Source organism: Mesorhizobium silamurunense (genome assembly GCF_014843905.1).
GTDB classification, from domain to species: Bacteria; Pseudomonadota; Alphaproteobacteria; order Rhizobiales; family Rhizobiaceae; genus Mesorhizobium; species Mesorhizobium silamurunense.
Genome location: NZ_LPVS01000022.1, coordinates 1 through 10,919, shown reverse-complemented (window position 1 = coordinate 10,919; position 10,919 = coordinate 1). Strand labels below are relative to the sequence as shown.

The following is a 10,919-nucleotide window of genomic DNA, read 5'->3' as shown; positions in this document are numbered from 1 at the left end:
CACCACCATCGTCGACGGCGCCGGCAAGAAGGCCGAGATCCAGGGCCGCGTCGCCCAGATCAAGCAGCAGATCGAGGAGACCACCTCGGACTACGACAAGGAAAAGCTGCAGGAACGTCTCGCGAAGCTCGCGAGGAGACCACCTCGGACTACGACAAGGAAAAGCTGCAGGAACGTCTCGCGAAGCTCGCGGGCGGCGTTGCGGTGATCCGCGTCGGCGGTGCGACGGAAGTCGAAGTCAAGGAAAAGAAGGACCGCGTCGATGACGCCCTCAACGCGACCCGCGCGGCCGTGGAAGAAGGCATTGTCGCTGGCGGTGGCGTTGCCCTGCTGCGCGCTTCGGCCAACCTCAAGGCCACCGGCGCCAACTCCGACCAGGCTGCCGGCATCAACATCGTGCGTCGCGCGCTGCAGGCTCCGGCCCGCCAGATCGCGGCCAACGCCGGTGCGGAAGCTTCGATCGTTGCCGGCAAGATCCTCGACAACAAGGGCGCAACCTTCGGCTACAACGCCCAGACCGGCGAATATGGCGACATGATCGCCATGGGTATCGTCGATCCGGTCAAGGTCGTTCGTACGGCTCTGCAGGATGCGGCCTCGGTCGCCGGCCTGCTGGTCACCACCGAAGCCATGATCGCCGAGGCTCCGAAGAAAGAGTCGGCTGGCGGCGGCATGCCTGGCGGCATGGGCGGCGGCGGCATGGGCGGCATGGGTGGTATGGATTTCTAAGGTCCACGCATCTCAACAACTCGAAGGGCGGCAGCGATGCCGCCCTTTTTGCTGGTCTAAGCTTGGTCGGAAAAAATGCGGTCGGCGCGAATATTTCCGGAACCCAATAGCCCCTCGGCGTTAGTTTGGCGCCTAAGGCGTTTCGGGGGACAAATCCGAAGAAATGAATTTGACTAAAAAAGGCGTCCCCCGCACCTAAAAGCTGTGAGGGACGCTCCCGGGTCGAGGCTTCGCTTTTCAGGATGTTGCGCTGCGACACGGCAAATTCTGCCAAGCCGGGCGCTTTTTCATGGGGCGATGCCCTTCTCCTCTTGCTGCTTAGTGCGTTCCGCACTGCCTTCCTATGCGACTTTCGAAGCACAGAGCGTGAACATCGAGCCCGGTTCATTGTTAGAGTCACGGCCCAGCGAGCAGCCCTCGCTATTCTAAATGCCGACGACTGCGCCAAGGGTGCCTTCAGCTTTCCCCGGAAAGCTCAAGAATTCAAAGCGGCCAGATCGTTGCACTAAGGCGTCCTTCCAGAGATCGATCGTCGTCGTTTTGCCAACTCCGTCCGGACCCTCGGCATTTACGCTCCCATATACTCGCAATAGATATGCAGAATGGCTTCTATTTAAACCGTCAGACTCAGCAAAACGCCAGCGTCGCAGTCCGAGGCTTTCATACTCAGCGGCCATTGAGGCGGCAAAAGGTTTACCCACAGTTTAGGAGCTGGTCCGAATTTTGGCGGAAGATCACACGGTACTCTGAGACCTCCGAACTCATGCGAATCACGAGGCTTCTAGTGTTCGATACAGGACAATTCGTCCCGTCGGTACAAGTTGGGAAAGAAAGTCGAAGTCCCGAATGTTTCCCGTGAGCACACTCGCACCCAGCTGCCGCGCCTGCAGGCAAACCAGAGCGTCGTTGACGAACTTGCGTTCGTGACCTTCGCCTTTTGGCAAATTGCTCATTCGGAAAAGCAGGCCTGCGAGGATGCCGGATTGCCCCCAGATGGCAGTGTCGGGAGCGTGAAGTCGGTGCTCGGGTATATCCGCGACCGTCGCCCGGATCGTTTCCAGTGCGATCTTCGTTGACGTGTGCTTTGGATCCAATCGGCCGAATGCGTATGTCAGCTCGGAAAGGCACACAGCCGAATGATGACATAGCCTATACGTCAGAAGCCTATCCACCTCTGCCGGTGATCGGCCTTGGAGGACATCCAGATACACGGTCGTATCCAAAAACAATGGACGGCCAATAATAGGCTCGTCGTCGACCCATGGCAGATCGTCATCGGCCCGGCGCACGAGTGTCCCCAGGCGTTTCTGCGGTTTGAATGATCGAAGGGTATCGGCGAGATCAAATCCCAAGATCGATATCCGAGGGAATGCTGCCTTTGCGCTTGACGAGGCCAGCCCCGAAGTCATCCTCCAGCGCCAGCCGCGACAGAGCAAGCTCCAACAACTCGGTGTCCGACGTGACGTGGGCGCGCTTCTTGGCCGCGTCGATCAGCTCTGACGGTACGCGCCCCGACAGACGCGTATTCTTAGCGGAGCCAAGGAGACCAACGGCCCTCGCTTGTTCGAGGACGAGCTGGTTGCGGGTCAGTGCGACCGTTGCTTCGCTGTCTGTTGTAGTATGGATTTGAGCGCCCATGCCAGCCTCCTGTGTTGAACATAACATAGTTTACGTTCAACATAGATGCAAGGGGTAGTCGAGGTCGGTCGCGGGGATGATCCCAGCGCCACGATACTGGATAGCGATGTCGGCGCGGCCGGTGGAAGATTTCGCTTCGACGGGCTACCCGAGCCGAGGGGAACATCGTCCTTAAGACGACATTCCGATTATGGTCGCAAGCGCCCGCTCGAAGAGATAAGCGCTCCTTTTGGCGATGCAACTCCAGGTTAGGGATGAATTGCAAAAAGCTCAAGACCGTACGGCTGGACATCGATTTCCGGGGGACTGCTCGGCCATCAATTTCGCATTAAGAAGATCGACGAAGTTCGGCCCAAGCTTATGGCCGAAACGCGCTTAGCAGCTGGCTGCACCCTATATCGAAAAATGCAGGTGTCGAGCTGCTTGGGTACCGAATTGCCAAAATCGACATCGCGATAGTTGCGCTTTCGATGGCGCGAAAATATCTTCGGCTCTTCGTGGAAAATTCACAAGCAGGGGATTGGGAAGCACAGCTGAACTCGACTTGGTCGGGGGATAGCCAAAAGCGAGCGGATGAACGTGCACGAGGGCATGATACGTCGCATAGATCTCAGTGCTCGACGAGCATCGCGACAGCCCTGCTAACGCTGTATTTGCGTTCAGCGGCAAGCCCCACTATGAAGCAATGCTTCGCCGACTATGTTTCAAGCCGCTCGGAGAGTTTCATGACAGACGAAGCCGACAAAAACATCGACACACTCATCGAGCTCACCGCCGATGTTGTCTCAGCCTATGTCTCCAACAATCCGGTTCCGGTGGGGGATCTCCCTGCTCTGATCGGCCAAGTGCATGCGGCTCTGAAAGGCACGGCCGGAAGCGTCTCGGCAGAAGAGCGGGTGGTCCTTCAGCCTGCAGTCCCGATCAAGAAGTCGGTGACACCGGATTACATCATCTCCCTTGAGGACGGGAAGAAATTCAAATCGCTAAAGCGCCATCTGTCCACCCACTACGGGCTGACGCCGAATGAATATCGCGCCAAATGGGGCCTGCCGGCGGATTATCCCATGGTCGCGCCGAATTACGCCGCGGCGCGCTCGGCCTTGGCCAAGACGATGGGGCTCGGCCGCAAGCCGAAGGAGCCGAAAACGCCAGTGCCGGCGAAGCGGACCCGCAAGAAGGTCGCGGTCTAATTTCGGCAACCGAAATTCGTTCTCCAGTGCGCAGCCTGCGGTCGCGCACAGGGTGCGTTTCGTGGTTGTGTCTGCGCCGCCATGTTTTCAATCGCGTACAGGGTGCGTTCCTGCAAACGCCGCTCGTATTGCAACGCAAAGGATGTCGCACCATGGGTACTCGAAATTTCATCGCAGCAGCCTCCCTCGCCATGATGGTGATCGTCTCGTCACCCTCCGAGGCCCGCACCCTCTTCACCAACGACACCGCCTCCCGCACCCAGGCCCTCGCCCTGCTGGAAACGCTCAACGCCGACCTGCTCAGCCACCCCAGCGCCACGCTTACGCTGGAACGGTGGTGTGGTGAGCACGGGCTGGCGCCGGAGGCGAAGATTGTCGCCCATCGCGTGAAGGGCGACGACAAACTGCTGCCGGATAATGCCCGCCAGGCATTGGGGATCAGCGCTGGCGAACCCGTGCACTACCGCCGCGTGCAGCTCGCCTGTGGCGAGCTCGTGCTCTCCGAGGCCGATAACTGGTACGTCCCGTCACGACTCACACCCCAGATGAACCAGGTGCTCGACACCAGCGACCAGCCCTTCGGGAAGGTGGTCCAGCCTCTGCACTTCCGCCGCCAGACCATTAGCGCCGAGCTGCTGTGGTCGCCGTTGCCCAAGGGGTGGGAGATGGACGCGCCGCTGCCGGCGGCGGGGAAAGGAGCGCTGGCCATTCCCCACGAGGTGCTGCGGCACCGGGCCATCCTCTATACCGGAGCGAACCAGCCCTTCAGCCTGGTGGTGGAGACCTACACAGCCGAGGTCTTGGCCTTCGGCCGCCGCTGACAGGCCGCGAAATTTTCGCGCTCCCGAACTGGCACTTGAACGGAAGCCCCGGAGCGACCCTATCGCTGTAAAGGTTGATTACTCCATATCAGAGTAACCTCGAGACCTTTTTGGGCTATATGCGGGCAAGGCGCCACGTTCAGAGCCGTGCCGGTGCACGAATTGGACGCTCCAGCGAAATCTTCAAACGCCTTCACTTTGCACAGAGACATTCCTCACGCCAACCTGGATGGACTTTCTTCGCCTCAAGCATCGGCTCACGGCCGCGGATAAGGAAGTCGGCCCTCATCTCCTGGCACTGCATGATGGAGAGCTTCCTCCACACACAGTGCTTTCGATCGAACAAACGACCGAGGTAGCTCGTACCCATGCCACAACAATCTTTTCTCGTCCTCCGAGGTGACGTCATGATGAGGCGTTAGCCGATGAACCGGCCCCCTGGCGCATGACAAGTATCTGTCCGACCACTATCTAGTGATAACCTCAATCGTCGTGCGGCGCGACGACGATTTCAGCACGGCAGATGCGGTTGCAGGTGCAGTGGCTGGGGTGTGATCCCTCCTATGTGATAGTCCTTGCGGACAGAGGGCCGACAGGCTCAGTGCCGCATCCAGTCAGTCGGACCGATCTATCTGGCTGCCTTTCTCCGTTATCGACAAATTTTGTAGTGGAATGTGAGTGTAGAACAGCGCGGTCGACGAAAGGCTTCAAACTAACGGAGCGCAAAACCAGAATGGCGTGTAACATGCTATTCGCTGGGCGAAAAAAAAGTTCGGATTTTGAGAACGGTCATGGTTAAACAGGGCCGTGAACATACCCGCGGCATGCTCGTCGAAGCGGCTTGGCGGCAGCACGCGCGCGCCGGGGCCACTCCGTGATTTCGCTTGTCGTACTGATGGCGACCGACCGGTGCCGACCACATGGTGTCTCGATCCATGCAAACAATACTGTCGCTATTGAGCCAAACTGTCGACTATCGAACAGACGCACCATAGGCCAAACGTTTTGCATTTCGTGCGCAGCCTCAAGCAAAAAGGAAGGAAGAGCGCGACGCGAAGGTGCGCCGGCCTAACTTGAGTAGCAGCGCGCAGTTACATCCTCAGGATGGCACGTCACTTGCACATCACTTTGGGAAGCCGTTGTGACGGTTTTGCCCCGAACCAAAAGGAGATGACGATGGCAACTGGCCCGGAAGTACTGAATTGCCCGGAGCAACTGAAGATTTTGGCTGAAGAGCTGCAGGCGTAGCGTGCCGAGCCAGGAACTATGTCACGAGCTGAGGTGGAGCGATTCGTCGGCGATCTGGCGAAAGACGATAATCGACACTGTCGCGTTTGGACGTGAAGGGACCGCCGACGGCCATATCAGGCGAGGGCTGGGATCACCGCTTTCCAGGTGATGGAGATGGATCTGGAATGCGGAGCGTTTTGAGCGGGCTGGGACGAAGAGACTACGGAAGGTTGAGAAGATCGAGCGAAGCGCTGCAGCCTCCCGGCGAACGGAAGCCCTGCATCGTCCGCTCCCGCTTTCGCAGCGGCACGTGGGAACTCTCGGCCCTGTTGTTGAGGCCCCTGTGCGCGCGGTGCTCGACATCCGGCATGACCTGCCGTTTCGCCGCTCCATAGGAACGCAGCTTGTCGGTGATGATGCGCTTTGGCGCCAGGCCCTGTTTCTTCAGCAGCCTGGTGAGCAGGCGCGTCCTCGAGAACATATCCGTCCTGATCGAGCTGCCAAACATCATTGGGGCTCGGCCGCTTCCTGCGCAGTTGGTCGAACGTAAACTCGGGGCCGAACTTCTTCCCCCACCGGCGATCGCTTTATAGGAGACGACGATCCAGCACTCCGGAAGCTCTCCTCGACCCGGCGCAGGCTCAAAGGGAACCGGTAATAAAGCCACACCGCATGGGCGGCGAAAGCGGTGACGTTTGTAGCTGATGTGCATGAACCGGCGTCGACCCCAGCGCCTCCTCACAAGAAGTTACCGTGACAACCCCCAAATCATTAACGAATCGGGTGGCCACTTTGGACAATGCACTTAGAAAATACCGTTCTGCCGAGCTCGCCCGTGGAACCATATCGGTTGAAATCGATCGCAGCCTAATGCCCCCCGATGCAATATTCGGGTTTGCGGAGCGCATTAACCCCAAACGGTCTTTCATGTTCGTTTCCAAGGTGCTTGGACGTCATATTCCCGTGCGGCCTTCGCTGATGCGAACGACGTACCAATTTCTGGCCGACCAAATTTCACCCGATCTCGAAGGGCCAATCCTGTTCATAGGAATGGCAGAAGCCGGTGTCGGGCTGGGTGCGGGCGTGCACCAGCAATACTCAGAACAAAATGACCGGGATGACACCGTCTACATTTGCACTACCAGACATGCACTTGGTTTGCCCCTAATCTGCGAGTTCCAGGAGGAGCACAGTCACGCCACGGGACATCTCTTACACTGGCCGCTCGTGCCAGGTCTGGCCTCGAGGGTCAAGAATGCCCGAACACTTGTATTGATTGACGATGAAGCGTCGACCGGAAAAACACTCGGCAATCTGTTCGCAGCTCTGCCTGCCAGCATCAGGTCGAACGTTCACAATGCGGTACTCGTCACCCTCACGGATTGGTCAGATGGCGCTATCGAACAGACGATAGCAACCAATGTGAAGCGCGCGTCACTCCTATCCGGGCGGTATCGCTGGCATGCAAACGGTCTGAACATCAACGCGCCGGAAGTGCCAACAGTTGAAACGAAAAGGCGCAAGGTCATTTCGCCCGACAAGGATATCGACTGGGCGCGATTGGGCGTCTCCCGCCACAGTCTGCAACTGGAGGGTCAGGCAGCAGCGTCGGGCGCTACGCTGGTTCTTGGTACAGGAGAACATATTTGGCAGCCGTTCCTGCTTGCGGAAAAGTTGGAGATGGAAGGAGCTGACGTCCACTACTCATCCGTTACACGATCGCCGATTTCAGTAGGTCACGCGATTGTAAAGAAATTCGCGTTTGAAGACAATTACGGGGGGCATTCGTTAAATTACCTGTACAATGTCAATCCGTCAGATTACGCAAAGGTCCTCCTCTGCTCCGAGACGGATGAAGAGCAGATAAGTCCTATACTTGTGACGTCATTGCGGCGGCCAACAGTCGTAGTTGCTCGGTGAGCACCTTTCTCGATTGTCAATATCCGCTGCATTCAACTTTTATTTCATCAATACTCCGGCCTGGGTTTGAAGTCCGCGGGCATTTAAGCGTCCCGGGTTCCGATACGTGGCGGAGAAAAGAGAGAACTTTGTTGACGACGCAAAGTAAATTCATTTCGGGCACGTATGGTGGTTCGGACGTTACGTTTCTTTTGAAACCGATAAAATTGGAGGCAATCGACGTCGCATCGAAGGAAGCGGCGATACAGTCCGGTCTACGCCACTATTCGGAAACAATTTCATTCGAAGGCGCGCCCGAAGCCGGCTACATGGAGATATTTGATGGAGCGATGTCAGCTGGCGCTGCGAGAATGGGACGCGAGGTGGCAGCCCTCGCGCGGTCTATCTCAAACCAAATTAAAGGCCCGATCACGTTGGCGAGCCTCGTTCGGGCCGGAGTGCCCTTGGGTGTTCTCCTCAAGCGTGCGTTGTCGCGCCTAAAAAAGGACGTCGAACACTTTGGCATTTCGATCATCCGGGACCGCGGAATTGACTGCAATGCAATGCACCACATCATTGAGCGGCGGCCCATCGAAGGCCTGCTGTTCGTTGATGGCTGGACCGGCAAAGGCGCTATCTCCAACGAGCTGGAACGGAGCTTCCATTCATTTTCTGCACAGCCGCCAAAGCTGGTGGTTCTGGCTGACCCCTGTGGCCGCGCGTGGCTTGCGGCGTCGAGCGAAGACTGGCTTATTCCATCGGGAATACTCGGAAGCACCGTGTCCGGGCTGATCAGCCGTTCGATACTGAACGAGCAGGTCACAGGTCCGGAAGATTTTCACGGTACAGTCATATGGGATCACTTGATGTCCCACGATATCTCAGCTGCTTTCGTGGACAATGTGTGGACACATGCCGCCACCGCGTTAGACCAAAATAACGATATCGCGCAGTGGACGGATAACGACCGCTCAAGCCATCAGAGACGATCGCGGGAGGCAATCAATCGAATTGCTGCAGAGTTTGCCGTTGAGAATTTTAATCGGATCAAGCCAGGAATTGCGGAAGCCACGAGGGCAATTCTGCGCCGTTTGCCTCAAATTGTATTCCTTTCTTCCGTTGAAGATGCTGAGCTGGCAGCGCTGCTGTATTTGATCCGAGAGAAGAATGTTCCCTTCCAAGTCGTCTCGGAAAAAATCCGGCCTTATCGAGCCATTACATTAATCCAGACGGTTTAAAAGATCTTGAAAAACGTATCGCCGTTTGAACTCGGGACGACACTTTAAATGTCGATTATAAAGCAAGACGCGCCTGCTTATATTTTGGGAGAAAAACTTCCGAAACTAAAGTCGTTGGTCCTGTGTCCAGAAGACGAAGCAGTTGGCAAAGATGTGAACGAAAAACCAAAGTGATCCGCGGGATCTTTCCGAGTTGACGAAAACGAATTCCAAATATGTATGGCGGATCGAGTGCAATGCCTGATCAACCCGTCAAATCCGCAGATCACGCCATCCAGCCAATCGTCTTTGCCGATCTGGATGACACATTGTTCCAGACGCACGCAAAGTGTCCGAACGGCAGCGAGGACAAACTGGCTCTAGCTGCGATCTCGTCGAACGGACATCATTCCATGATGACCCCGCGGCAAGTTGCGATGATCGATTGGCTGCTGAGTACGTCACAGGTCATTCCCGTCACGGCACGTGGCTCGACAGCCTACGGGAACGTCAAGATCGCGTTCAACAGCTATGCAATTGTTGCCAACGGCGCTGTCATCCTTAAGCCGGGCGGTGCGCATCTGAAGGAATGGCACGATGTCATTTCTAAGGAACTGATCCCTCACAGGGAGGCACTGAACAAGGTACTTGAAATAGGTCGGCAAGGAGCCGAAGCTGGCAAAATGTCTGTTCGTTCGTGGATCGTTGAAGAAATGGATATGGCCACATACGCCGTCTTCAAAGAAAACGACGGTGATGGCAAGAGGCTGGCGGAACTGAAATTTGAGTTCGACGATGCGGGTTGGATACGGCATCACAACGGAAACAACTTCGCGCTCATTCCCCCGCCGGTTTCAAAGCGCCGGGCAGTAGAGTTCCTCTTGAAGAAGATCCGCTCGGAGTCTGGAGATAGGCCAGCGATCGGATTCGGTGATAGCGCAAGCGATCTCGCCTATCTCAATCTGTGCGACTGGTGGGGCGCGCCATCGCGCTCGCAGATTTCGGCGATGCTGAACCAAGGCTTGACCTTCGGCGAATCGACAAACGCAGCGCTCTCCGACCGGAAACTTTGCAAAAGACCAACTTATCAGGCTGTGTGAGAACTAGATGTTTAGTCCCGGCATTTGCTGGAGCGGATTGAGTGTGAGGCGTTCGGGCTATGTGGCCCAGGTTTTGCAGATGAACTCGTAAGGCGTGAGGCCCTTGAGGGTCTCGAGCCTGTGCGCGAAGTTGTAGGCCGCGACGAAGTCGGCGAGATGCTGGCGGAGTTGGTCATGGCTCTCGTGGTAGAAGCGCCTGACGGTCGCATCCTTGATGGTCCGGTTCATCCTCTCGACTCGGCCCTTATCCGGCATATGATCTGTGGTGCCTTTTCGTCCTACTGTTCTTGTTTTGGAACGGCCTTATGGTGAGCCCATCCGGGACGTGGGGCACCGGAAGCACGAAGGTGCAGGCAGGCCGCCGCTCCCAGCGCGACTGCGTCGAGCCGGTCAGTCAGCTGGTCGATCTGGCCCAACAGATCGCCGCAGATCTCGCGGACCAGATCCGGCAGTCCCGTGTTCTCGTCCTCAACGACTTCTGCCAGACGCGGCAGGTGGCCGATGCCTTGCGGAGCAACATGGCACCGAACTCGTAAAGGTGCGCGCGCAAGGCGTTGACCAACTCGGTGCGCTGATTGACCAGCTGTTCGCGGGTGCGAAACACAATCGCCCGGGACTGCTGCTCCTCGCTCTTGATCTCGACGAAGCGCATCGTTGGACGCTGCGCCGCCTCGACGATCACCTCCGCATCCGCTGCGTCGTTCTTCTGCCGCTTTGATGAACGGTTTGACATAGCCAGGGGCAATCAGTTTCGGTTGATGGCCGAGCCGGGCCATCTCGCGAGCCCAGCAGTGGGAACTGCCGCACGCCTCCATCGCCACGATACATGTCGGATGACCCGCCATGAACTTGCAAAACTGTAGGCGCGACAGCTTCTTGCGGAACACAACCGCTCCATCGGCTGCCGCCCCGTGTAGCTGAAAGGCGTTCTTTGCCAGATCGACCCCGATGATGGTAACCTTTTTCATGGATGCCTGCCTCTCCTTTGCGTGGCTGTAACACCACAAACTTGGCACATAGCGATGCCGTCGGAGAAGGCTGGCATCCACATGGGGTAATCGCGGGAGCGACGCGCCCTGGAACCGATCATAGCCT

Annotated in this window: 8 protein-coding genes and 4 pseudogenes; 7 read left to right on the top strand and 5 right to left on the bottom strand. The window is 57.2% G+C overall.

Annotation, left to right across the window (positions count from 1 at the left end; genetic code table 11):
* Positions 1-729: pseudogene (locus AU465_RS05180) on the top strand (TCP-1/cpn60 chaperonin family protein); the annotation flags it as partial.
* 770 nt (positions 730-1,499) lie between these two features.
* On the opposite strand, the gene AU465_RS05175 reads toward AU465_RS05180, so the two are convergent.
* Together AU465_RS05175 and AU465_RS05170 are read right to left on the bottom strand one after the other, a co-directional pair.
* Positions 1,500-2,081 carry a type II toxin-antitoxin system VapC family toxin gene (locus tag AU465_RS05175; RefSeq protein WP_192178731.1) on the bottom strand — a complete coding sequence of 194 codons (582 nt, stop codon included), beginning with the start codon at positions 2,079-2,081 and terminating at the stop codon, positions 1,500-1,502.
* Positions 2,071-2,367, bottom strand: a complete 297-nt coding sequence (locus tag AU465_RS05170) for a hypothetical protein (protein WP_192244610.1) — start codon at positions 2,365-2,367, stop codon at positions 2,071-2,073. Before AU465_RS05170 ends, AU465_RS05175 begins: the two co-directional genes overlap by 11 nt.
* A 725-nt stretch (positions 2,368-3,092) precedes the next feature.
* On the opposite strand from AU465_RS05170, the gene AU465_RS05165 reads away from it, so the two are divergent.
* From AU465_RS05165 to AU465_RS05155, 3 genes and pseudogenes are all read left to right on the top strand, one after another.
* Positions 3,093-3,557 (top strand): Ros/MucR family transcriptional regulator, encoded by a 465-nt coding sequence (locus AU465_RS05165; RefSeq protein WP_192244608.1) that lies wholly within the window; start codon positions 3,093-3,095, stop codon positions 3,555-3,557.
* A 152-nt stretch (positions 3,558-3,709) separates the two neighbouring features.
* Positions 3,710-4,378 (top strand): hypothetical protein, encoded by a 669-nt coding sequence (locus AU465_RS05160; RefSeq protein ID WP_192244606.1) that lies wholly within the window; start codon positions 3,710-3,712, stop codon positions 4,376-4,378.
* Positions 4,379-4,388: 10 nt separating this feature from the next.
* Positions 4,389-4,781: pseudogene (locus AU465_RS05155) on the top strand (MFS transporter); the annotation flags it as partial.
* A 983-nt stretch (positions 4,782-5,764) separates the two neighbouring features.
* Here AU465_RS05155 and AU465_RS05150 read toward each other — a convergent pair.
* Positions 5,765-6,337 (bottom strand): annotated as a pseudogene (locus tag AU465_RS05150) (IS6 family transposase); the annotation flags it as partial.
* Positions 6,338-6,361: 24 nt separating this feature from the next.
* Here AU465_RS05150 and AU465_RS05145 point away from each other — a divergent pair.
* The 3 genes from AU465_RS05145 to AU465_RS05135 all read left to right on the top strand — a co-directional run bounded on the left by AU465_RS05145 (position 6,362) and on the right by AU465_RS05135 (position 9,824).
* Entirely contained in the window at positions 6,362-7,528 is a 1,167-nt protein-coding gene (locus AU465_RS05145; protein WP_312891207.1) for a phosphoribosyltransferase domain-containing protein, read from the top strand.
* 131 nt (positions 7,529-7,659) lie between these two features.
* Positions 7,660-8,745, top strand: a complete 1,086-nt coding sequence (locus AU465_RS05140; RefSeq protein ID WP_246505881.1) for a cysteine protease StiP domain-containing protein — start codon at positions 7,660-7,662, stop codon at positions 8,743-8,745.
* A gap of 236 nt (positions 8,746-8,981) precedes the next feature.
* Positions 8,982-9,824: an HAD family hydrolase gene (locus AU465_RS05135; RefSeq protein ID WP_192244602.1), complete on the top strand. Its 843-nt coding sequence runs from the start codon at positions 8,982-8,984 to the stop codon at positions 9,822-9,824.
* Between the two features lie 57 nt (positions 9,825-9,881).
* On the opposite strand, the pseudogene AU465_RS05130 reads toward AU465_RS05135, so the two are convergent.
* Together AU465_RS05130 and AU465_RS38010 are read right to left on the bottom strand one after the other, a co-directional pair.
* Positions 9,882-10,082 (bottom strand): annotated as a pseudogene (locus AU465_RS05130) (integrase core domain-containing protein); the annotation flags it as partial.
* Positions 10,083-10,102: 20 nt separating this feature from the next.
* Positions 10,103-10,792, bottom strand: a complete 690-nt coding sequence (locus AU465_RS38010; RefSeq protein WP_446685764.1) for a hypothetical protein — start codon at positions 10,790-10,792, stop codon at positions 10,103-10,105.
* Positions 10,793-10,919 lie beyond the last annotated feature (127 nt).

Bases quoted from the DNA above. Each gene is read 5' to 3' on its own strand.
- AU465_RS05170 (WP_192244610.1), bottom strand. From the start codon at position 2,367: ATGGGCGCTCAAATCCATACTACAACAGACAGCGAAGCAACGGTCGCA.
- AU465_RS05160 (WP_192244606.1), top strand. From the start codon at position 3,710: ATGGGTACTCGAAATTTCATCGCAGCAGCCTCCCTCGCCATGATGGTG.
- AU465_RS38010 (WP_446685764.1), bottom strand. From the start codon at position 10,792: ATGAAAAAGGTTACCATCATCGGGGTCGATCTGGCAAAGAACGCCTTT.
- AU465_RS05135 (WP_192244602.1), top strand. From the start codon at position 8,982: ATGCCTGATCAACCCGTCAAATCCGCAGATCACGCCATCCAGCCAATC.
- AU465_RS05165 (WP_192244608.1), top strand. From the start codon at position 3,093: ATGACAGACGAAGCCGACAAAAACATCGACACACTCATCGAGCTCACC.